This window comes from Nitratireductor alexandrii (assembly GCF_004000215.1).
Classification (GTDB): domain Bacteria; phylum Pseudomonadota; class Alphaproteobacteria; order Rhizobiales; family Rhizobiaceae; genus Mangrovimarina; species Mangrovimarina alexandrii.
The window spans coordinates 66,385-87,812 of record NZ_RBVY01000008.1 but is presented as its reverse complement, the minus strand read 5'-3'; the positions used below and the strand labels follow the sequence as shown (position 1 = coordinate 87,812).

At 66.9% G+C, this 21,428-nt stretch carries 19 protein-coding genes; 13 read left to right on the top strand and 6 right to left on the bottom strand.

Going from position 1 to position 21,428, the window contains the following annotated elements; genetic code table 11:
• Positions 1-9 precede the first annotated feature (9 nt).
• From EP380_RS17615 to EP380_RS17605, 3 genes are read right to left on the bottom strand one after another with little or no spacing between them, the layout of a single operon-like run.
• The gene (locus tag EP380_RS17615) at positions 10-672 is read right to left on the bottom strand and encodes a DUF4760 domain-containing protein (protein WP_127599703.1); all 663 of its coding nucleotides are present in this window, start codon (positions 670-672) and stop codon (positions 10-12) included.
• Positions 669-1,091: a hypothetical protein gene (locus EP380_RS17610; RefSeq protein WP_238719910.1), complete on the bottom strand. Its 423-nt coding sequence runs from the start codon at positions 1,089-1,091 to the stop codon at positions 669-671. Before EP380_RS17610 ends, EP380_RS17615 begins: the two co-directional genes overlap by 4 nt.
• 4 nt (positions 1,092-1,095) lie before the next feature.
• Positions 1,096-3,330 (bottom strand): caspase family protein, encoded by a 2,235-nt coding sequence (locus EP380_RS17605; RefSeq protein ID WP_127599701.1) that lies wholly within the window; start codon positions 3,328-3,330, stop codon positions 1,096-1,098.
• Positions 3,331-3,554: 224 nt separating this feature from the next.
• Here EP380_RS17605 and rpe point away from each other — a divergent pair, with 224 nt between their 5' ends.
• From rpe to EP380_RS17585, 4 genes are all read left to right on the top strand, one after another.
• Positions 3,555-4,241, top strand: coding sequence for a ribulose-phosphate 3-epimerase (gene rpe, locus EP380_RS17600; protein WP_127599699.1), 687 nt, complete (start codon positions 3,555-3,557; stop codon positions 4,239-4,241).
• A gap of 134 nt (positions 4,242-4,375) precedes the next feature.
• Positions 4,376-4,933, top strand: a complete 558-nt coding sequence (locus tag EP380_RS17595) for a thioredoxin family protein (RefSeq protein ID WP_106570460.1) — start codon at positions 4,376-4,378, stop codon at positions 4,931-4,933.
• A complete protein-coding gene (locus EP380_RS17590; RefSeq protein WP_127599697.1) occupies positions 4,930-5,634 on the top strand; it encodes an HAD-IA family hydrolase in 705 nt (234 codons plus the stop codon). Before EP380_RS17595 ends, EP380_RS17590 begins: the two co-directional genes overlap by 4 nt.
• A gap of 146 nt (positions 5,635-5,780) precedes the next feature.
• Positions 5,781-6,212, top strand: coding sequence for a Fur family transcriptional regulator (locus EP380_RS17585; RefSeq protein WP_106570458.1), 432 nt, complete (start codon positions 5,781-5,783; stop codon positions 6,210-6,212).
• A gap of 99 nt (positions 6,213-6,311) precedes the next feature.
• Here EP380_RS17585 and EP380_RS17580 read toward each other — a convergent pair whose 3' ends face one another.
• Both EP380_RS17580 and polA read right to left on the bottom strand, forming a co-directional pair.
• Positions 6,312-6,947: a LysE family translocator gene (locus EP380_RS17580; protein WP_127599695.1), complete on the bottom strand. Its 636-nt coding sequence runs from the start codon at positions 6,945-6,947 to the stop codon at positions 6,312-6,314.
• On the bottom strand, positions 6,948-9,872 hold the full coding sequence (gene polA / locus EP380_RS17575) for a DNA polymerase I (protein WP_127599693.1): 2,925 nt from the start codon (positions 9,870-9,872) through the stop codon (positions 6,948-6,950).
• Positions 9,873-10,349: 477 nt separating this feature from the next.
• Here polA and EP380_RS17570 point away from each other — a divergent pair, with 477 nt between their 5' ends.
• From EP380_RS17570 to EP380_RS17560, 3 genes are all read left to right on the top strand, one after another.
• Positions 10,350-11,738, top strand: coding sequence for a dipeptidase (locus EP380_RS17570; RefSeq protein ID WP_127599691.1), 1,389 nt, complete (start codon positions 10,350-10,352; stop codon positions 11,736-11,738).
• A gap of 16 nt (positions 11,739-11,754) precedes the next feature.
• Positions 11,755-12,372 carry a ribonuclease D gene (locus EP380_RS17565; RefSeq protein ID WP_106570454.1) on the top strand — a complete coding sequence of 206 codons (618 nt, stop codon included), beginning with the start codon at positions 11,755-11,757 and terminating at the stop codon, positions 12,370-12,372.
• Between the two features lie 124 nt (positions 12,373-12,496).
• Positions 12,497-14,671 carry a transglycosylase domain-containing protein gene (locus EP380_RS17560; RefSeq protein WP_127599689.1) on the top strand — a complete coding sequence of 725 codons (2,175 nt, stop codon included), beginning with the start codon at positions 12,497-12,499 and terminating at the stop codon, positions 14,669-14,671.
• Positions 14,672-14,726: 55 nt separating this feature from the next.
• On the opposite strand, the gene EP380_RS17555 is transcribed toward EP380_RS17560, so the two are convergent.
• Complete coding sequence (locus EP380_RS17555; RefSeq protein WP_106570452.1) at positions 14,727-15,284, bottom strand: LuxR C-terminal-related transcriptional regulator; 558 nt, start codon at positions 15,282-15,284, stop codon at positions 14,727-14,729.
• 337 nt (positions 15,285-15,621) lie between these two features.
• On the opposite strand from EP380_RS17555, the gene EP380_RS17550 reads away from it, so the two are divergent.
• From EP380_RS17550 to EP380_RS17525, 6 genes are all read left to right on the top strand, one after another.
• Positions 15,622-16,830, top strand: coding sequence for a substrate-binding domain-containing protein (locus tag EP380_RS17550; protein ID WP_127599687.1), 1,209 nt, complete (start codon positions 15,622-15,624; stop codon positions 16,828-16,830).
• 133 nt (positions 16,831-16,963) lie between these two features.
• Entirely contained in the window at positions 16,964-17,743 is a 780-nt protein-coding gene (locus EP380_RS17545) for an ABC transporter ATP-binding protein (protein WP_127599685.1), read from the top strand.
• On the top strand, positions 17,743-18,465 hold the full coding sequence (locus EP380_RS17540; protein ID WP_127599683.1) for an ABC transporter ATP-binding protein: 723 nt from the start codon (positions 17,743-17,745) through the stop codon (positions 18,463-18,465). Before EP380_RS17545 ends, EP380_RS17540 begins: the two co-directional genes overlap by 1 nt.
• A 7-nt stretch (positions 18,466-18,472) precedes the next feature.
• Entirely contained in the window at positions 18,473-19,468 is a 996-nt protein-coding gene (locus tag EP380_RS17535) for a branched-chain amino acid ABC transporter permease (protein WP_127599681.1), read from the top strand.
• A gap of 5 nt (positions 19,469-19,473) precedes the next feature.
• Positions 19,474-20,589: a branched-chain amino acid ABC transporter permease gene (locus tag EP380_RS17530; protein WP_127599678.1), complete on the top strand. Its 1,116-nt coding sequence runs from the start codon at positions 19,474-19,476 to the stop codon at positions 20,587-20,589.
• Positions 20,586-21,425 (top strand): alpha/beta fold hydrolase, encoded by an 840-nt coding sequence (locus EP380_RS17525; RefSeq protein ID WP_127599676.1) that lies wholly within the window; start codon positions 20,586-20,588, stop codon positions 21,423-21,425. The genes EP380_RS17530 and EP380_RS17525 overlap by 4 nt, the downstream gene beginning before the upstream one ends.
• Positions 21,426-21,428: the final 3 nt, after the last annotated feature.

Genomic DNA, 21,428 nt, shown 5'->3' with positions numbered 1-21,428 from the left:
CGAGCCCCCCTATCGTTTGGCCGTCACGTAATCCTCGATGGCGCTGGCGAAATTCGGCGCGCCGCGCCTGCGCTGTTCGGCCACGAAGCCGCCGAAATAACCCCAGAACGACTTGGCGAAATCGAAGAAATAGGCATCGGCGACCGCCTGCGAGCACAGATTGCCCTCGACGCAGAACGACAGCCGGTTGAGAAAATAGACCAGCCGGTCGAAAGCCTCGCGGAAGTCCTCGACCGGCATCGCCCCGCCCTCCGGCTTCATCGCCTCCAGGCCGATGCGCTCGTAATAGATGGCGATCTCGGCTTCGCTCGGGCTCTTGCCGAGCAGACCGGCATGTTTTTCGTTCAACGCACTCAGCCGCTGCTTGAGCGCGCGCTGTGCCTCCTGATATTCGGACCGTTCCCACAGTTCGACCAGCTGCAGCGTGCGCTCGATGCGCTTTTCCTCACGCGCCTGCATATATTGATAGACCGAAAAGATCGCCGCGAGCACCAGAACGATACGCAGCGCGAAGCCGGTCCAGGCGTAGCCCAGCATGCGCCAGTCGGGATCGTTGAAGGGATTGGGCTCCTCCTTCAGCTCATGCGCCGGCACGTCGGGAAAGCCGGTCACCGTTTCCGGCAGTTTCCTGCGCTTCTTGCGGCCCGCGCCGTCCCCTCCGGCCTCGCTCATCCGCACGTGCCCAGATCGATCCGCGTGACGGGATCGCGCACCAGGCCGGGCTCTTCGAGGCGGCTCTTCAGGCAATCGAGCTGGGGACGCGACAAGATGAATTTCAGGTCCGGCTCGTCCGGTTCGCCGCCGACGGCGGGCAGTGCCTCGACGATGCCGCGCTCGGTTTCGCAATCGCTCAGGTCGACGGCGATCACGCCATTGCCGCTGGTGGCGAGCGTGGCGTAGCGGTCGAGCAGGCATTGCGCCAGCGGCGGGTTGATCGCGACGGCCACCGCGCACAGGCCGCACGGCTCGGCCGCCGGCGCGGGCGCGACCGCGAAAAGCCCGGCAAGCAGCGCCGCGGCCGGCCGCAGGCGCGGCACGACGCGTCCTGCGCCAGTCCGGTTCGACCTCTTGTCCATCATCGCGGCAAGCATCGCCTCATCCCTTGGGCACGGTCAGCACCGGGAAGAAGCGGACCGACCCTCTCGCCTTGCGGCTTTGCGTGCCGCCGACCGCCTTGGCCGCGCGGGTCGCACCGCCCATGCCCATCGCCCGGATCGCGTCGGCGATCGAGGCGGCGCCGCCGCGCATGGTCTGTTTCAGGCCGTCCTGGGCCAGGAAGCCGAGATCCTCGGTCTGACTGCCGTCGAACGCCTCGGTGAAAATGGCGACCATGGTCTCGCGACCGAAACTCTCGTCGGTGAATTCCAAAAACACCTCGTCATAGGTCGCCGACGGCTGCAGCCGCTCCTTGGCCATGTGGGTGATGGAATAGTCGCTGCCGATGTAGAGAATGTTCAGATCGACCAGATTGTCGGTGTTGTTGGTCGCCGTCACCCGCACGCGATCCTGCGGCACGGCACGCGGGGCGGCCGTCGCGCTGATCAGTTCCTCCTTGCCGCTCGCCATGCGCTGCAGGGTGAAATCGACCGTCACCTCGTCGGGGCCGTAGTCGGAGCCCTCGCTGATGCGGGCGAGATTGGTCGCGCGATAGATGCGCGACAGATAAAAGGCCAGGGCCTCGCCGACGGCGTCGTCGTCGCCGCTTTGCATGATGATCGAGGGCGGACGCCGGCCGTCCTCCAGCGTCATCGTGCCGGCCTCGGGCAGGAACCACAGGCCGGGTGCGGCGCTGGCGTCGAAAGCCGCGTCCGGCAGGCTCGCCTCCGAAAACACGGCCAGCCTCAGATCGGCCGGCTGGCCGGGATCGACGAGTTCGACGCTCATCTGCCGCGTGTCGTCGCCGGCGACCGCGTCGAGCAGCGCATTGACGCCGGCGACCGCATCGGGGAATTCGTCCGAAGGACCGGGACGGGCGACCCTGAGCACGAAATCGAACTGGGTCTCGACCAGCCGCGCGAAGGCGTTTTCGGGAATTTCGGAAACGGTCCCGATCAGGGCACGTCCGGTCTCGTCGGCGGGTTCGGCGGTCGCCGTCATGTCGCTGGTGTCGGCGGTTTCGGCCGCGTCGTCCGGGCCGGCGATGACAAGCCGGCTCTTGAACGTGTCGAGCGACGTCACCTCAAGGTAGCCGATCGCCTCCTCCTCGCTCGCGCCCGGCTTGTCGAGGATCGCCAGCCGCGCGCCCTCGCTCAGACCGTGGATGCGCCCGGCCGGTATCTCCACGCCGCGTTCGCCGATCGCGATCGGCCACTGCGGAATGAAGTCGTCGAGTTCGGTGCCGAACACCGGCGCGTCGAGGTCGCCTTCGAAAAGCGGCGTCGTCGAAGACCGGTTGATGGCCGCATAATGCTGCAGGATGCCCTGGGCGAGCTGGCGGTAACTGACATTGGGATTGGCGCCGAGCTGCGAAAACAGCGTGTGGGTGAACAGCCCGTATTTCGGCGCGCCCTTCGCCCCGCGCGGCAGCGGCATTTCGGGCGTGGTCTCGTCGGTCTGCGCGGCGAAGAAGGCGACCATGCCGCCCATCTCGGCCGTCTCGGACGGCGCCGTGTCGATCTCCATCGGCGCGGCCGCGGCCGCCTCGCCCGACAGGCTGCGCGCGCCGTCCGCCGGGATCAGGATTTCGGCCGGCATCCCGACCGCCTCGGGATCGATCTTGCGCTCCTGCACGTCGTCTCCGGGCGCGGCGCGGGTGGCGGTGCCGGAATGACAGGCGTCGAACACCACCCAGACGAAGGCGCCCTTGGCGCGAATCTTGGTCAGCGCCTTGCCGACCTCGTCGTCGACCAGCGCGTTGGGCATGCCCTTGGCCCGGTCGACCCAGCGACCGGTGTCCTTGGGCAGGAAGATCTCGTCGAGCCCGTCGGTCTCCGTGCTCGGGTCGGCCGCCGTCTGCTGAAACCCGTGGCCGGAAAACTGCAGATAGACGAAATCGTCGGGGCCGGCCTTTTCGGCGATCTCGTCGAGCGATCCCAAAATGCCGGCAAGCGTCGGCTCCCTGCCGCCCTCGACGTCGTCGGCCAGCACGAACACGTTTTGCGGCTCGAAGGGCACATGCGCCTGGGTGGTCAGGAAGTCGCGCACCAGAAGCGCGTCGTTGCGCGGCCCGACCAGCCAGTTTCGCTTCGGCAGGTTCGGATAGGCCGTCACGCCGACGACCATGGCATAGTTGGTGCGCGCCAGCGCCTGGCCGATGCCGGCCGTGAACACGGCCACCAAGGCCGCCGTGCCGGCGGCAAGCAGCGTTGCGCGATGCAATATCCGCTTCATCAAACTTCTCCCAAGCCCAGTCCCTCGCCCACAGAGGTCGCCCAACAATAGGGCCGTTTTTGGAAAACTACTCAAGCTGCGCCCAAGAACAAGCAAAACCCGCAAGAACGGGCCGCTGCCGGGGATGACGCACCTCCGACCGCGCCGGCCGTGTTGACACGGAGCGCGCGCCGCTGCAATCCGGTTCGCACCGTTGCAGCGGCCGCACGAAAGGATTCCGCGTCATGCCGATGAAGTCGATCATTGCCCCCTCGGTGCTGTCCGCCGATTTTGCGCGGCTCGGCGAAGAGGTGGAAGCCGTCGCCGCAGCCGGTGCCGACTGGATCCATCTCGACGTGATGGACGGCCATTTCGTGCCCAACATCACCTTCGGACCGCCTGTCATCAAGGCGGTGCGCGCGCGCACCGACAAGGTGTTCGACTGCCATTTGATGATCGCGCCCGCAGACGCCTATCTGGCCGCCTTCGCCGAGGCGGGCTGCGACATCATCACCGTCCACGCCGAGGCGGGCCCGCATCTCGACCGGTCGCTGCAGGCCATCAAGGCGCTCGGCAAGAAGGCGGGCGTCTCGCTCAACCCGTCGACGCCGGAAAGCGTGATCGAATATGTGCTCGACCGGCTCGACCTCATCCTTTTGATGACCGTCAATCCCGGGTTCGGCGGCCAGGCCTTCATCCCGGCCGTGGTCGAAAAGATCCGTCGGATCAAGGCGATGATCGGCGACCGGCCGATCGATATCGAGGTCGATGGCGGCGTGACGCCGCAAACGGCGCCGCTGGTGGCGGCGGCCGGCGCCACCGTGCTGGTCGCCGGCTCGGCGGTGTTCAAGGGCGGCACCCAGGCCGCCTATCGCGACAATATCGACGCCATCCGCACCGCCGCCGACGCCGCGCTTGCCAAGGCGGCGTGACAGGACGCGCCCGCCTGGGGCATGATCCACCCGAACTGGCGGCCGGGTCGCGCACGGGGACGGGCCGCAACGCGACAACGGATATGACGCGACCGCGCCCGGACGCGCCCCGACCCGGCTGAGGAGAGTGCCACATGGCTGCGATACCCCCCGTTTGCGAATTCGGCTGGCCGGCCGTCGATGCGATCCTGCCGGGAACGGACGGCAACAAGCATCAACTTTCCGACCTGGCCGGGCCTGGCGGTCTGGTGGTGGCCTTCATCTGCAACCATTGCCCCTACGTGAAGGCGGTGATCGGACGCATCGTGCGCGATGCCAGCGACCTGCGCGACAACGGCATCGGCTTCGTCGCCATCAACTCCAACGACGCCACGAGCCATCCCGACGATTCGTTCGAGAACATGAAGCGCTTCGCCGAAAAGCACCGGTTTTCCTTTCCCTATCTGCACGACGAGGACCAATCGGTCGCGCGTGCCTATGGCGCGGCCTGCACGCCGGATTTCTTCGGCTTCAACGCCGACCTGAAACTGCAATATCGCGGCCGGCTGGACGCCTCGCGGCGCGAAGAGGGACCGGCCGACCTGCGCCGCGACCTCTACGAAGCCATGCTGCAGGTCGCCCGCACCGGCGAGGGCCCGCGCGAGCAGATCGCCTCGATCGGCTGCTCGATCAAGTGGAAGGACGCCGCGTGAGGCACAACGGCAAGCCAGCCGGCAGTGTTGCCGTACTGTTCGATCTCGACGGCACGCTGATCGATTCGGTGGCCGACCTCGCCGCCGCGGTGAATACGGTGCTGGCCGCACACGGCACGCAGCCGCTCGATGTCGCCGCGGTGCGCGGCATGGTGGGCAACGGCGTCGCCAAGCTGGTGCAACGCGCCTTCGAGGCACGCGGCCGGCCGCTCGACGCCGCCGGCAGGGCCGCAGCCACCGACGCCATGATGGCGGCCTATCGCGACGGCCTGACCGCGCGGACCACGCTGATGGCCGGCACGGCGGCCGCCCTCGCGCAGCTACGCGCCAGGGGCGCCGCGCTCGCCGTCGTCACCAACAAGCCGCAGGACGCGACGGAGGCGATCCTCGATCATTTCGGCCTGTCACAGGCATTCGGCGCCGTGGTCGGCAGCCGGCCGGGCCTGGCGAGCAAGCCGGCGCCCGACATGCTGTTTGCCGCCTTGGACGCGATCGGCGCCACGGCGGACACGGCGGTGATGGTCGGCGACAGCGCCGTCGATGCCGAGGCGGCGCGCGCCGCCGGCCTGCCCTGCGTGCTGGTGCGCGGCGGGTATGCCAGACAGGCGCTGGAAACGCTCGGCGCCGACGCGGTCGTCGACGATCTTTCCGGCCTCGCAGACGCCATCGCGGCCGTGCAGAAAGCACCGGCCGCCGGCTGACGGGACGCCCGGCCGACGGTCGCACGGGCCGGATCTTTCCGGGAAGAGCAACGGCGATCGGCATGCAAGTCGCGGGCGCGGCACGCCTGCGACTTGCACCCGAGGCGCGGCTGGCGCACAAAGTGGGCCATACGGCAGGATATGAGATGAACGCCAAGGCAGAGCTTACCCGCAACCAGGCACTCGTTCTCGAAAAGCTCGAGGGCGCGGCAGGGCCGCTCAGTGCCTACGCGCTGCTCGATCTTTTGCGCGACGACGGCTTTCGCGCCCCGCTGCAGGTCTATCGTGCGCTCGACCGGCTGATGAAGGACGGGCTCGTGCACCGTCTCGAAAGCCTCAATTCCTTCGTCGCCTGCACCGGCGACCATGCCCATTTGCACGGCATCACCGCTTTCGCGATCTGCGAGAAATGCGGCCAGGTGGCCGAGTTCGCCGACCCGGTGGTCGGCAAGCGGCTGGAAAGCTGGGTGGCCGAAAGCGGCTTCCGGCCGAACAAGGCCGTGATCGAGTTTCGCGGCCTGTGCGCGGCCTGTGCCGCGGCCGAACCCGACGAACGCCTGCGCGGCAATGCCGGCTAGCGCCGTTCCGCCCCTCACGGCGCCGCAGACCGGCTCCACCTTGTTATTTTAAGACGTTTAGCGATCGGCGAACCGGTTTCCACGTCGCCTGCAAACGCGCTAGCGCGCAGTCGACCAGCCGAACCACAAGGCGACCAGCGCCAGCATCCCCGACAGGACCCGACGTGCCAGGCGTTCGCGCCGCGCATTGTTGAGCAATGGCTCGAGCGCGCCGGCCAGCGTCACGATCAGCACATGCACGAGCGTTGCCACAACAACATAGGTCGTCGTCAATGTCAGCGTTTGCGCCAGGGGCGGATGCCCCGCCTCCAGGAAGGTCGGCAAGACGGCGACGTAGAACACGGCCGCCTTGGGGTTGAGCAGGTTGGTGATCAGGCCGCGGGCGAAATATTTTTCCCTGGCGGCGGGCCGCACCGTCTCGGCGACAACGTCGACGCCGCCACGCCAGCCGTCCCAGGCCAGGTAGAGCAGGAACGCCACACCGGCCCAACGCAGCGCCTCATAGAGCAAGGGAGAGGCCTGGACGATCTCGGCAACGCCGAAGGCGGCGGCAAAGCCGATAACCGCCAGTCCGAGCGAGACGCCGGCGACCGTGGCGTAACCCGGCCGCCGCCCCTCCTGCGCGGCGACCAGCGCCAGATAGGTCATGTTGGGGCCGGGCGTGAGCTCGATCAGGAACGAGGCCAGCGAGAACGACAGCAACTTTCCGGCCGAGACCGGCAGAAAACCGTCCAATTAATGCGCCTCGTCCCAATTGTCGGCCGCGCGCGCATCGACATGCAGCGGCACCGCCATCGAAACCGCCGGCATGGCCGCGTTTTCCATGATGTCGCGGATGACCGGAATCGCGGCCTCGACCTCGTCGCGCGGCGCCTCGAAAATCAACTCGTCATGCACCTGCAACAGCATCTGCACGCTGTCGAGGCCGGCATCTGCCAGCGCCTTTTCCATGCGTACCATCGCGCGGCGAATGATGTCGGCGGCCGAGCCCTGGATCGGCGCGTTGATGGCCGCGCGTTCGTTGAAAGAGCGCTGGTGCGGGTTGGGAGAGCGGATTTCGGGATAATGCGCGCGCCGGCCGAAGATGGTCTCGACATAGCCGTTTTCGCGAACCTGTGCCTTGGTCTTGTCCATATAGTCGCGAATGCCGGGGAAGCGCTCGAAATATTTCTTGATATAGCTGCTCGCCTCCTCGCGCGGGATGGAGAGCTGGTTTGCCAGCCCGAAGGCGGAGATGCCGTAGATGATGCCGAAATTGATCGCCTTGGCGCGCCTGCGCACCTCGGCGGGCATGCCCTCGACCGGCACACCGAACATTTCCGACGCGGTCATGGCGTGAATGTCGATCCCGTCGGCGAAGGCCTGCCGGAGCTGGGGAATGTCGGCGATATGGGCCAGCACCCGCAGCTCGATCTGGCTGTAGTCGGCCGAGATCAGCTTGCGGCCGGGTTCGGCGATGAAGGCGGTGCGGATCTTGCGGCCCTCGACGGTGCGGATCGGGATGTTCTGCAGGTTCGGATCCGAGGACGACAGCCGCCCGGTCGAGGTCGAGGCGAGCGCGTAGGAGGTGTGGACGCGCTTGGTCTCGGGGTTGATGAAGCCGGGCAGCGCGTCGGTATAGGTCGATTTCAGCTTGGTGAGCTGACGCCAGCCGACGATCTTGCGCGGCAGTTCGTGCCCCTCCGCGGCCAGATCCTCCAGGATCTGGGCCGAGGTCGACCATTGGCCGGTGGCGGTCTTGCGCGCGCCCTCCAGTCCCATCTTGCCGAACAATATGTCGCCGAGCTGCTTGGGCGAGGCGATGTTGAAGCGTTCGCCGGCAAGCTCGTAGATCTCTTCCTCGACGCCGGCGGCCGCCTGCGAGAACTCGCCGGAAAGACGCGACAGGATCTGGCGGTCGACGGAAATGCCGCGCGCTTCCATGCGGCCGATGACGTCGATCAGCGGGCGCTCGAGGCGCTCGTAGACGCTGACCAGCCCATCGGTCGCCAGGCGCGGCTTCAAGACGCGCCACAGTCTCAAGGTGATGTCGGCATCCTCGGCGGCATAGGCGGTCGCCTTGTCGATGTCGACCAGGTCGAAGGTGACGGCGTTGCGCCCGGAACCGGCCACCTCCTTGTAGGGGATCGGCACGTGGCCGAGCCAGCGTTCCGACAGCGCGTCCATGCCCTGGCCGCCCTTGCCGGCGTCGAGGACGTAGGAAATCAGCATCGTGTCGTCGACCGGTGCCATGGCGATGCCGTGCTGGTAGAGCAGCAGCCAGTCATATTTGATGTTCTGGCCGATCTTGAGCACGGCCGGGTCGGTCAACAGCCCGCCGATCGCCTGCAGCGCCTCGTCGACCGGAATCTGACCCTCGGCCAGCCCGCCGCCCAGAAGGTCGCCCGCACCCTGTTTGTGGCCGACCGGCACATAGGCCGCCCGTCCGGGCGCGGTCGCGAGCGAAAAGCCGACCAGCTCGGCCTGCATCGGATCGAGCGAGGTGGTTTCGGTGTCGAACCCGACAATGCCGGCCTCCCGCGCCTCCGCGATCCAATCCCGCAAGGTCTCCATGTCGCGAATGACGACATAGGCGGAGCGGTCGATCGGTTCGGCGGCGGCCGCCTCGGCCCGCCTGGCGGCGAGCGCGGCGGGGGTCGGATCGTCGGCGCCCGAATCCTGCCGGCCGTCACCGGCTTCCGCCGGGCCGTCGCCCGCGTCGAGGTCCGGGCCGCGCGCGCGCCCGGCCGCATCCACCTCGACCGCCGCCGGCTCCACCTCGGCCGCGTCGGTGCCCGTGGCCTCCGCGACCCGGCGCGTCAGCGTGGTAAATTCCAGCGCCTTCAGGAAGGCGATCAGCCTGGGCCCGTCGGGCGGCTGCAGAACCAGCTCGTCGAGCGCCTCGCCGACCGGCACGTCGTCGCGCAGGCGCACCAGGTCGCGCGATATCCGGGCCTTGTCGGCATTGGCGATGATCGATTCGCGGCGCTTGTTCTGCTTGATCTCGGAGGCCCGCTCCAAAAGCGTGTCGAGATCGCCGTATTCTTCCAGCAACTGCGCCGCGGTCTTCGGCCCGATCCCCGGAACGCCCGGGACGTTGTCGACCGAATCGCCGGTCAGCGCCTGCAGGTCGATCATCTTTTCGGGCGGCACGCCCCATTTCTCGACCACTTCGGGAACGCGGATCTCCCGGTCCTTCATCGGGTCGTACATCGTCACCTTGTCGCCGACGAGCTGCATCAGGTCCTTGTCGGAGGAAATGATGGTGGCGTCGCCGCCGGCCTCGCGGGCGAGCCGGGCATAGGTGGCGATCAGATCGTCGGCCTCGAACCCCTCCATCTCGATGCAGGGCAGGTCGAACGCCTTCGTAGCCTGGCGGATCAGGCCGAATTGCGGCACCAGATCCTCCGGCGGCTCCGAGCGGTTGGCCTTGTATTCGGGATAGAGCTCGCTGCGGAAGGTTTTCGCCGAATGATCGAAAATCACCGCGAAATGGCTCGGGGTCACGCCGACGGAGGTGTCGCGGGCGCTTTGCATCAGCTTCCAAAGCATGTTGCAAAAGCCCGACACCGCGCCGACCGGCAGACCGTCGGATTTGCGCGTCAGCGGCGGCAAAGCGTGGTAGGCCCGAAAAATATAACCGGAGCCGTCGACAAGGAACAGATGATCGCCTTTTTTCATGGCGAGAAGGGATAGCGCGGGCGGACCGCGAAATCCATGTGAAAGACGCGCGGCAAACAAGCTGCTGCCATCGGCCTCGCCCTTCGGGCGCTTTCACGGGTTTGTTACAGACTTGTAATCTTTGTGCCCTTGAATCGCCATTTTCAAAAACCATCTTCAGACCATCGGCAGTTTTTGCCGAGTTCGGTCAAAGGCCCGTCCCCCGCCTCGCCGGACACTGCGGCAGCCGCATCCCCCCTCTCCGGGCTGCCGCACGCAACAGGCCACCGTGGTTCCCCCCTCCACCACGGTGGCCGTTTTCTTTCGTCGCGCGGTCTTCCCCCATCGATTTCACCGGACCAGAACCGTTCTGCTTTTCGCGGAATCGCAGACCGGCTCTAACTTATTGTTTTGACGCGTTTCCGAACGGCGAACCGGCTTCCACTTCGCCTGGAAACGCTCTAGGTTGCGCGGCGAACGCGTATCCAGGGAAAACCGATGTCCAATCTCGATTCCGTCCTCGGCGCCATCGACGCCGATCTCGACAACAGCCTGTCGCGGCTTTTCGAGCTGCTGCGCATCCGCTCGATCTCCACCGACCCGGCCTATAAGAAGGATTGCCGCCAGGCGGCGGACTGGCTGGCCAAAGATATGGAATCGTTCGGCTTTCAGGCCTCTGTGCGGGATACGGCCGGCCATCCTATGGTGGTCGCCCATCATGACGGCGCCAGCGCGGATGCGCCGCACGTGTTGTTTTACGGCCATTACGACGTGCAGCCGGTCGACCCGCTGGATCTGTGGCACGACGACCCGTTCGCCCCCGCGGTCAAGACCGGCGAGACCGGCCGCAAGATCATCACCGGGCGCGGCGCCGCCGACGACAAGGGCCAGTTGATGACCTTCGTGGAGGCATGCCGGGCCTGGAAGTCCGCCACTGGCGGCCTGCCGTGCAAGGTGACGATCCTGTTCGAGGGCGAGGAGGAGTCCGGCTCGCCGTCGCTGAAACCCTTTTTGACGGCCAATCAAGCGGAGCTGAAGGCCGATTTCGCACTGGTGTGCGACACCGGCATGTGGGACGTCGAGACCCCGGCGATCTCCACCGCCCTGCGCGGCCTGGTCGGCGACGAGATCACGGTCAGGGCGGCCGACCGCGACCTTCATTCCGGCCTCTATGGCGGCGCGGCGGCCAACCCGATCCACATCCTGTCCAAAATTCTGGCCGATCTGCACGACGACACCGGCCGCGTCACCATTCCCGGCTTTTACGACGGGGTGGAGGAAACGCCCGCCGACGTGCGCGCGACCTGGGAAAAGCTCGGCCGCGGCGCCGACACGTTCCTGTCGGATATCGGCCTGTCGATCCCGGCCGGCGAAAAGGGCCGCTCGGTGCTCGAACTGACCTGGGCGCGGCCGACGGCCGAGGTCAACGGCATTTCCGGCGGTTACGAGGGCGAGGGCTTCAAGACCGTGATCGCGGCCGAAGCCTCGGCCAAAGTGTCCTTCCGGCTCGTCCACAGCCAAGACCCGGCCAAGATCCGCGCCGCGTTCCGCGATTTCGTGCGCGCCCGCATCCCCGCCGACTGTTCGGTGGAATTCACCGAGCACGGCTCCTCGCCCGCGATCCACCTGCCCTACGATTCGCCGCTTCTGCAAAAGGCCAAGACCGCGCTGTCGGAGGAATGGCCGAACGAGGCGGTGATGATCGCCATGGGCGGCTCGATCCCGATCGTCGGCGATTTCCAGAAGATGCTGGGCATGGACTCGCTGCTGGTCGGCTTCGGCCTGCCGGACGACCGCGTGCATTCGCCGAACGAGAAATACGAGATGTCCTCGTTCCACGGCGGCCAGCGCTCCTGGGCGCGGATTCTCGACGCCCTCGCCCGCTGAAGCGCCGGAGACCATCATGACCATCCGTTTTCACCGCAACGACCTTGCCGACCTGTCCGACTACGATGTCGACGCGATCGCCATCGACACCGAGACGCTGGGCCTCAACCCGCATCGCGACCGGCTGTGCGTGGTGCAATTGTCGCCGGGCGACGGCAGCGCCGACGTGATCCAGATCGACAAGGGGCAGAAAAAGGCGCCGAATCTGGTCAGCCTGCTGAAAAACCGCAAGATCACCAAGATCTTCCACTATGCGCGCTTCGACCTGGCGGTGCTGTCGCACGCGCTCGGCGCGATGCCGCAACCGGTGTTCTGCACCAAGATCGCCTCGCGGCTGACCCGCACCTATACCGATCGCCACGGGCTGAAGGACATATGTTTTGAACTGCTCGGCGTGTCGCTGTCGAAGGCGCAGCAGAGCTCGGACTGGGCGGCCGAGACGCTGACGGCAGAGCAGCTCGAATACGCCGCCTCCGACGTGCTCTATCTGCATCGGCTGCGCGCGGTTCTGGCCGAGCGTCTGGAGCGCGAGGCCCGGACCCGGGAGGCCGAGGCCTGTTTCGCCTTCCTGCCGACACGGGCCAGGCTCGACCTGATGGGCTGGCCGGAGGCCGATATTTTCGCCCATAGCTGAGTCTATCGCGGCGGGCGGGTGCGGCGGACACAGGCCCGCCCGCCGCGCCCGCTTAACCCGGCCTTAAACCGCGCGTCCTACTTTTCCGCCCAACGCCCGAGGGACCGGGCGGCGCGGACATCTTATGGCCAGAACGAAGACCTCCAAACGGATCGAGCCGACCTTCGGCGAGACGAAGGCCAGATCCGGCACGTCCGGTTCCGGGACGCGCGGCAGCAAGGCGGCCAAGAAACCGGGGCCGCGGCCGAAAAAATCCACTCCGTCCAAATCCACCGCCCGGCGCAAGCCGGCGGCCGGCAGGGCGCGGCGGCGGCGGCGCGGCGCGCTGTTTTCGCTGCTGCGCGGCGGTGCCTACTGGTCGCTGGTGATCTCGATCTGGATCGGCATCGCCGGTGTCGGTCTGATCGCCTTTTACGGCGCGCGGCTTCCCAGCGCCACGACCTGGTCGATCCCCGACCGGCCGCCCAACGTCAAGATCCTGTCGGTCAAGGACGAACTGATCGCCAATCGCGGCATGACCGGCGGCGAGGCCGTCGGACTGCACGAAATGTCGCCCTATATCCCGCAGGCGGTGATCGCGATCGAGGACCGGCGCTTTTACTCCCATTTCGGCGTCGACCCGATCGGGCTGGCGCGCGCCATGCTGGCCAATCTGGTGCACGGACGGCTCGTCCAGGGCGGATCCACGCTGACCCAGCAGCTCGCCAAGAACCTGTTTCTGGAACCCGACCGCACCATCGAGCGCAAGGTCCAGGAAGTGCTTTTGGCGCTGTGGCTGGAACAGCGCCACACCAAGGCGCAGATCCTGGAAATGTATCTCAACCGGGTCTATTTCGGCTCCGGCTCCTATGGTGTCGAGGCCGCCTCGCGGCGCTATTTCGGCAAATCGGCGCGCCAGGTCACCCTGTCGGAAGCCGCCCTTCTGGCCGGCCTGCTGAAGGCGCCGTCGCGGCTTTCGCCGGCGCGCGATCCCAAGGCGGCCGAGGCGCGCGCGCAGATCGTGCTTTCGGCGATGAACGAACAGGGCATGATCAACGGCCGCGAAATGACGACGGCGATGAGCGCGCCGGCGACGCGGGCGGCCGCCTACTGGTCGGGCGCGGAGCACTACGTGGCCGACCGGGTCATGGAAGAGCTGCCCGGCCTGATCGGCGACGTGCGCGCCGACGTGGTCGTGGAAACGACGGTCGACCTCACGCTGCAGAAACTCGCCGAAGGCTCGATCCGGCGCCTGATCGGCGAAAACGGCGAAACGCTCCGGGTCAGCCAAGGCGCGCTGGTGTCGATCGACGGCACCGGCGCGGTGCGCGCCATGGTCGGCGGCTACGATTACGCCAACAGCCAGTTCGACCGCGCCTCCGAGGCGCGCCGCCAGCCGGGCTCGGCCTTCAAGCCGTTCGTCTTTCTGGCCGCGCTGGAGCAGGGCCGCACCCCCGAAAGCACGCGCAACGACGCGCCGGTGCGGATCGGAAAATGGGCGCCGGACAACTACAAGGGCAAATATTACGGGCAGGTGAGCCTGACGACGGCACTGGCGAAATCGCTGAACTCGGTCGCCGCGCAGCTTGCCATGGAGGTCGGGCCGCGCGCCGTGGTGGAAGCCGCCCACCGGCTCGGCGTGGAATCGCAGCTTTCCGCCAACACCTCGATCGCGCTCGGCACGTCGGAAGTCACGCCGCTGGAAATCACCGCCGCCTACGTGCCGTTCGCCAATGGCGGCTATCGCCCGCAAGTCCATATCGTGCGCCGCGTGCGCACTGTCGGCGGCAAGGTGCTTTACGAGCACAGGCCAGGCACGGTGCCGCGCGTGCTCAAACCCGACATCGTGGCGATGATGAACGCGATGATGGCCGAGACGGTGCGTTCGGGAACCGCACGCAAGGCCACTTTCGGCTGGCCGGCCGCGGGCAAGACCGGCACCAGCCAGAAGGCGCGCGACGCCTGGTTCATCGGCTACACGGCCAATCTGACCACCGGCGTTTGGTTCGGCAACGACGACGGCACGCCGACCAAAAACGTCACCGGCGGCACCCTGCCGGTGCTGGCCTGGCGCGAGTTCATGGAAGCCGCGCATCGCGGCGTGCCGGTCAAGGTGCTTCCCGGCGCCGGCTGGCGGCGCGCACCCGCGCCCGATCAGGCGCCGCGGCCGGCGCTGCCCGTGGCCACCAAACGAGACGACCCCGGCGCAGCCGCGGTGGAACGAACCAGCACGGCGTCGATCCCGCGGCCGAAAGCCGGGCTCGGGGCGTCGCCAGAGGACGCGCCGCGCTCGATCGTCGACATCATCCTGGGCCGCTGACCCGGCGCGGCGCTTTCGCGCTTGCTCCGCAGCGCGTCTGCCGGCGGGGCGGCGTTCAGTGCGGCATGCCGCTCAGGCCGGCGAGCAGTTCGGCCACGTTGGCGGCGTGGTATTTCTTCAACAACCGGGCGCGATGCGCCTCGACCGTGCGCGGCGAAAGCGACAACAGCCGAGCGATGTCCTTGCTGGTGCGACCCTCGCCCAGATGCATGACGATCTGGCGTTCGCGCGTCGTCAGCCGGGTGACGGGGCGCGAGGCCGACAGGTCGGCGAAGGTCCAGACCGCGCGCGCCAGCGGTTCGTCGCGGGTGAAGGAATGGCCGCGCACGCGACACCAGAACAAGGAGGAATCCTTGCGCGCCATGATGCGCTCGTCGGAATAGCGATTGGTCGCCCTGAGCGGCTCGACGCCGACATCGCGAATGCGCACGAACTCCTCGAAAGAGGGGTAGAGGATGGCGAAGGACTGGTCGACCAACTCGCCCCGGCCATAGCCGAACATGGCGGCGAAGGTGACGTTGCAGGCGCGGATGACGCGGTTTTCGGTCAACACGATCCCCACCGGCGCGTGCTCGAAGGCCAATTCCCGCAGCGTGTCTTCGCGATCGATCATGCGTATTTGTACGATATTGCACCAAATCCCGGCCAGTCGGATAGTACCAAGGCGCGCGGCTGCGCAACACTAGAATGGCATCGGGCCGTTTTTCGCGCGCACTTGGGAGGAAAACCGGCATGAACCTGGCCATCCGGCTGGTCAGAAGCGCTCGGACGCGCCCGGACCGGACCGCGTCGACGCGCGGCACCGCGCCGGCGGCGGATTGTCGTGTTTCCGCCGCTGCATCGAATATCCCGTCCGCCACCGTGACGACGGCCTCGCCGCGCACGCCACCGACCCGTCATGGCGCCCCAACCGGCTGCCGACACATCCCGAATCCATAGGAGGAACCCCGATGAAAAAAATACTGTCCGCCTTATCCCTCGCCACGGCGCTGGCCGTGGTCGGCGTGGCCAGCGCGCCCGCCCAGGAAGACCCGGTCAAGATCGCGCTCGTGCACGGCCTGTCGGGATCGCCGCTCGAGGCGTTTTCCAAACAGACCACCAACGGCTTCACTCTCGGTCTCGAATACGCCACCAACGGCACGATGGAGATCAAGGGCCGCAAGATCGAGGTGATCGAAAAGGACACCCAGTTCAAACCGGACGTCGCCCGCTCGGTGCTGGCCGAGGCCTATGGCGACGACGAGGTTCTGATCGCCGTCGGCGGCACCTCCTCGGGCGTGACCACCGCCATGCTGCCGATCGCGGCCGAATATGAGCGCCTCCTGCTCGTCGAGCCGGCGGTCGCCGATTCGCTGACCGGCCCGGACTCCAACCGCTACGTGTTCAAGACCTCGCGGAACTCGTCGATGGACATGCAGGCCCAGGCGCTGGCGCTGAAACCCGACGAGACGCTGTTCGTGGCGACGCTCGCCGAGGACTACGCGTTCGGCAAGGACGGCATCGCCGCCTTCAAGACGGCGCTCGACGGCACCGGTGCGACCGTGGTGGCGGAGGAATACGTGCCGCTGAAGACCACCGACTACACCGCCACCATCGAACGGCTGTTCAACGCGCTCAAGGACAAGGACGGGCGCAAGGTGGTGCTGATCTACGTCGCCGGCTCGGGCGATCCGATGGGAGCGCTGGTGTCGGCCGATCCGTCGCGCTACGGCATCGAGATTTCGACCGGCGGCCACATCCTGCCGGTGCTGCCGACCTACAAGCGCGTGCCCGGCATGGAAGGCGCGATCTATTATTATTACGAAAACCCGGACAACGCGATCAACGACTGGCTGGTCGCCGAACACAAGAAGCGCTTCGACGCGCCTCCGGACTTCTTCACCGCCGGCGGCATGGTGGCCGCGCTCGCCATCGCCAAGGCCCTGGAGACGGCAGAGGACTGGGAGACCGAAACGCTGATCGCCACCATGGAAGGCATGAGCTGGGACACGCCCAAGGGCCTGATGACCTTCCGTCCCGAAGACCATCAGGCGCTGCAGTCCATGTATCATTTCAAGATCAAGGTCGACGATGCCGTCGACTGGGCGATCCCGGAACTGGTGCGCGAGATCAAGCCGGAGGAAATGAACATTCCGATCGGCCGCAACAACCAGGAGTGACGGTTTTGCGCTCCCCGCGAACGGGGAGCGGCACCGACAGCCGGGATGCGGGCATGGCGACCACGACCTGCCCGCGTCCCTCCTCCTTCCCCGACCGGGCGGCCCACACGCTTGACGTCAGGACCCCTTGCCGATGTCTGACCGTTTTTCCCTGCGCACCGAAGACCTGACGATCCGGTTCGGCGGCCACGCCGCCGTCGACGGCGTGAGCTGCGCCTTTCGTCCCGGCGAGCTGACGGTGATCGTCGGCCCCAACGGCGCCGGCAAGACGACATGGTTCAACCTGGTTTCCGGCCAGCTTCGACCCACAGCCGGCCGTGTCTTCAAGGACGGGCGCGACATCACCGCGCTGTCGCCGTCGGCGCGCGCCAAGGCCGGGATCGGCCGCGCCTTCCAGCTCACCAACCTGTTTCCGCAGCTCTCCGTGCTGGAAAATGTCCGCCTGGCGGTGCAGGCGCGCCAGGGCGCTGGAGCGAGCATCTTCCGCCGGGCGGCGCGCCTTGACGATATCCGCGACGAAGCCGCGCGGCATCTGGAGAGCGCGCGGCTCGCCGGCGTCGCACATTATCCGGCAGCCGCCCTGCCGCATGGCGACCAGCGCAAGCTCGAGGTGGCGATGCTGATCGCCATGCAGCCCGACATCTACATGTTCGACGAACCGACCGCCGGCATGTCGGTCGACGAGGCGCCGGCGATCCTCGACCTGATTGCCGAGATCAAGAAGGACGCGGCGAAGACGGTGCTTCTGGTGGAGCACAAGATGGACGTGGTGCGCGCGCTCGCCGACCGCATCGTCGTGCTTCACAACGGCGAGCTGGTCGCCGACGGCGCGCCGGACACGGTGATGACGCTGCCGGTGGTGCGCGAGATCTATCTGGGCGTCGGCGCCGACGACGAAGAGGAGGTCGCCTGATGAGCGATGCCATCCTGCGCCTCGACGACGTGCACACCGATATCGGCCAGTATCATATTCTGCACGGCGTCTCCTTCGACGTCCCGGAAGGCGGCGTGCACGTGCTCCTGGGCCGCAACGGCGCCGGCAAGACGACGACGCTGCGCACCATCATGGGGCTGTGGCGCGCGCGCAAGGGCGCGATCGTATTTCGCCATCACGACATCACCGCCCTGCCGACGCCCGACATCGCGCGCCTCGGCATCGCCTACGTGCCGGAGAACATGGGCATTTTCGGCGGGCTGACGGTCGAGGAGAACATGCGGCTCGCGACCGGTTCGGGCCAGTTCGACAAGGACCGGCTCGACCGGGTCTTCGCGCTGTTTCCGGCGATGGAGAAATTCTGGACCAAACAGGCCTTCGCGCTGTCGGGCGGCCAGAAGCAGATGCTGGCGATCTCGCGCGCGATCATCGAGAAGCGGGCGATGATCCTGATCGACGAGCCGACCAAGGGCCTGGCGCCGGCCATCATCCGGGCGATGATCGCCGCTTTCCGCGAGATCGCCGCCGACACCACCATCCTGCTGGTCGAGCAGAATTTTCTGTTCGCCCGCGCGCTGGGGCGCGGCGTGACGGTGATCGACGACGGCCGCATCGTGCATGACGGCGACATGGCCGCGCTCGCCGCCGACGAGGGCCTGCAAACGAAACTCCTGTCGCTCAGCCTGGACGCGCAACACTAGGACGATCATGACCGAGATTTCCTCACATCTGAACCGGTTCGGCGGCGTCTACCTGCTACCGGTCGCCATCGCCGCGCTCGCCTTCGCGCTGATCGGCGTGCCGTCGACCTGGGTGACGCTGACGGTTGCGGGGCTCGCGATGGGCATGATGATCTTCCTGATGGCGTCGGGCCTGTCGCTGATCTTCGGGCTGATGGACGTGTTGAATTTCGGCCATTCGGCCTTCGTCTCCTTCGGCGCCTTCATCGCCGCCTCCACGCTGGCCGCGCTGGCCGGCTGGGTGGCCGGCGACAGCGCCATCCTCAACATCGCCGCGCTGCTGCTGGCGGTGGCGGCGGCCACCGCCTTCGGCGCGGCGGCCGGCTGGTTCTTCGAGCGCGTCATCGTCAAGCCGGTCTACAAGGACCATCTGCGCCAGATCCTGATCACCATCGGCGCGCTGATCGTGGCCGAGCAATTGCTGCTGGCGATCTGGGGCGGGGCGCCGGTGGCCGTGCCGCGCCCGAAAGTGCTCGAGGGCTCGCTGATCATCGGCGACGTGGCCATCGAGATCTATCGCATCTTCGCCTTCCTGCTCGGGCTCGCCGTCTATGTGGCGATGCATTTCGCGCTCAACCGGACCCGCATCGGCCTGTTGATCCGGGCCGGCGTGGAAAACCGCGAGATGGTCGAGGCGCTCGGTTTCCGCATCGACCGGCTGTTCATCGGCGTGTTCATGGCCGGCTCGGCGCTGGCGGCGATGGGCGGCGCGATGTGGGCCGGCTATCAGGGGCTGATCACGCCGGCGCTGGGCGGCGAACTGATGATTTTGGTGTTCATCGTCGTCATCATCGGCGGGCTGGGCTCGATCGAGGGCTCGCTGCTCGGCGCCATCCTGGTCGGGCTCCTGGCCAATTACGTCGCCTTCCTGTTTCCCAAACTGTCGCTCGCCTCCAACATGCTTTTGATGATGATCATCCTTCTGTGGCGTCCGTTCGGCCTCAAGCCGGCGATCAAGGGATAAGCGCGATGTCCGACCAGTCGATCACATCCCCGTCCGCGATCCCCGACACCCGCCGCCGCGTGCCGGCCGGCCGGCTGATCGTCTACGCCGTCGCGCTGGCGATCGCGCTCTGCCTCGCCTTCGCGCCGTTCCTGTTTCCCGACGTGCGCGCCCAGGAAGTCGCCGCGCGCATCTGCGTGTTCATCGTGCTGGTCGCCAGCTACGATCTCCTGATCGGCTATACCGGCATCGTCTCCTTCGCCCACACGATGTTTTTCGGGCTCGGCGCCTACGGCACGGCGATGATGCTGAAGGCCTGGGGGCCCGGTTTCGACGCGATCATGATCGGCGGCGGGCTCGGCGTCGCCGCCGCCCTGGTGCTGGCGGTGCTGATCGGGCTGCTGTCGCTCCGGGTCAAGGCGATCTTTTTCGCCATGGTGACGCTGGCCGCGGCCTCGGTGATGATGGTGCTCGCCAACCAGCTCTCCGACTTCACCGGCGGCGAGGACGGTTTCACCTATCAGGTCCCGCGCCTGTTCTCGCCGGCCTTCAAGCTCGTCACCGACGCCGACGGCAAGGTGCTCAGGCTGTTCGACGTGCCGCTGAACGGCAAGATCGCTGCCTATTATTTCGTTTTCCTGGGCTGCCTGGTGCTGTTTCTGGCGATGATGCGCATCGTCGCCTCGCCGATGGGCACCGTGCTGCAGGCGGTCCGCGAGAACGAATTGCGCGCCGAGGCGATCGGCTATCGCGTCGTCAGCTACCGCACGGCGATCTTCTGCATCTCGGCGGTGATCGCCGCGCTGGCCGGCGTGCTGCGGGCGGTGTGGCTGAAATATGTCGGCCCGGAAGTGGTGCTGTCGTTCGCGATCATGATCGACATCCTGTTGATGGTCGTCATCGGCGGCATGGGCACGCTGGTCGGGGCGCTGATCGGCGTCGTCCTGATGAGCCTGGCGCAGTTCTACCTGAAGGATGTGATGGAGATCGCGGCCGAGGCGACGGCCGGCGTGCCGCTCTTGCCGGATCTGCTCAATCCGGACCGCTGGCTCTTGTGGCTCGGACTGCTCTTCATCCTGCTCGTCTATTTCTTCCCCGCCGGGATCGCGGGAACCCTCATGAAAAAGGGACACCATCGATGACCAGCCCCCGCTCGACCTATGTCGCCGCCGGCGGCCACGAACTGCATGTGAGCGAATGGGGCGACCCCGACCGGCCGGCGCTCGTCATGTGGCACGGGCTGGCCCGCACGGGCCGCGATTTCGACGAGGCCGCCGAAGCGCTGAGCGACAGCTATTTCGTGCTCTGTCCCGACACGCTCGGGCGCGGGCTGTCGAGCTGGTCGCGGCCGGGCGGCGCCGATTATTCCTACAAGAGCTTCGGCGAGACCGCGCTTGCCATGCTCGACCACTACCAAATCGACAGGCTGCGCTGGGTCGGCACGTCGATGGGCGGGCTGATCGGCGTGACGCTGGCGGCCGGAGCGTTGAAGGAACGCATGAGCCACCTGGTCATCAACGATATCGGCCCCGACATTCCGCAGGCCGGCAGCGGCCGGATCGTCTCCTATGTCGGCAACCCGCCGGTCTACGACACGGTCGGCGAGCTCGAGGCCTGGCTGCGGACCAACTACGCCCCCTTCGGCCGCAACACGGACGCCTTCTGGCGGCGCATGGCCGATACCTCGATGCGCCGCACCGACGACGGCAAGGTGACCGTGCATTACGACCCGGCGATCGTCACCCAGTTCACCCTGCACAAGGGCGACCTCGACGTGTGGGACAAATACGACGCGGTCACCGCCAAGACCCTGCTTCTGCGCGGCGAAGCCTCCGACGTGCTGTCGCCGGAGGTGGCCGAGACGATGACCCGGCGCGGTCCGGCGCCCGAACTCGTCACCTTCGCCGATTGCGGCCACGCCCCGACCCTGGCAAGCGAGCGCGAAATCGCGCTGTTGCGCGATTTCCTCGCCGGGTAGCCG